The sequence below is a fragment of the Shewanella sp. SM29 genome, assembly GCF_025654245.1.
GTDB classification, from domain to species: domain Bacteria; phylum Pseudomonadota; class Gammaproteobacteria; order Enterobacterales; family Shewanellaceae; genus Shewanella; species Shewanella oncorhynchi.
Map to the genome: position 1 here is coordinate 1 of NZ_JAKKRN010000106.1, position 515 is coordinate 515.

Sequence of the window (515 nt, forward strand, 5' to 3'; positions counted from 1 at the left end):
CCCCCGTAGGGCGTATGCGGTATTAGCAGTCGTTTCCAACTGTTATCCCCCTCGACTGGGCAGATCCCTAGGCATTACTCACCCGTCCGCCGCTCGCCACCTCAGAAGTAAACTCCCTTGTGCTGCCGCTCGACTTGCATGTGTTAGGCCTGCCGCCAGCGTTCAATCTGAGCCATGATCAAACTCTTCAATTAAAGTTTTGTTGCTTCCGTCTTGCGACTTCAGCGGCTCAATGAATTCTGATTTTTTGTTCCCACTTAAAAGCAGAAACAAACTGTACATATTACTATGAACACTCATTGTTACATTGATTTAAATTTTTGACTGCCAACCCGAAGGTTAAGCAGTTTCGATTAACTCAACACCTGTGAGTGCCCACACAGATTTCTTGTTTTATCTTGTTAAAGAGCAACTCAATATTCGTAAGAGAACTTGAGTACCACACTGAGCGCCGAACGCTTCCAGTTGGCTAGGGCTGCGTATTCTACGCATTTCCCGTTTCGCGTCAAGGAGTT

At 46.6% G+C, this 515-nt stretch carries 1 rRNA gene; it reads right to left on the reverse strand.

Annotated features, from left to right (window positions below):
- Positions 1-194, reverse strand: a 16S ribosomal RNA gene (locus L5L77_RS22680); the annotation flags it as partial.
- Positions 195-515: the final 321 nt, after the last annotated feature.